This window comes from Gilvimarinus sp. 1_MG-2023 (assembly GCF_030548285.1).
On the sequence record NZ_JAUOSC010001906.1, the window covers coordinates 1 to 229 of the forward strand.

General features: G+C 55.9%; 1 pseudogene. It reads left to right on the forward strand.

Going from position 1 to position 229, the window contains the following annotated elements:
• A pseudogene (locus Q4563_RS23325) lies at window positions 1-229 on the forward strand (GTPase HflX); the annotation flags it as partial.

Genomic DNA, 229 nt, shown 5'->3' on the forward strand with positions numbered 1-229 from the left:
CTATATGGAGCAGGTGGAAGAGGTGCTGGATGAAATCGGCGCTGGTGACCTGCCCCAACTGCGGGTATGTAATAAGATCGATTTGCTCAATATGGAGCCGCGTATCGACCGCGACGAGGAGGGAACACCTGTTGCGGTGGGGCTGTCGGCTCAGGCCGGAACCGGCATTGAATTGCTGTTCGAGGCAATCAGCGAATTGCTGGGCGAAGAGAGGATCGAAGGCGATTTA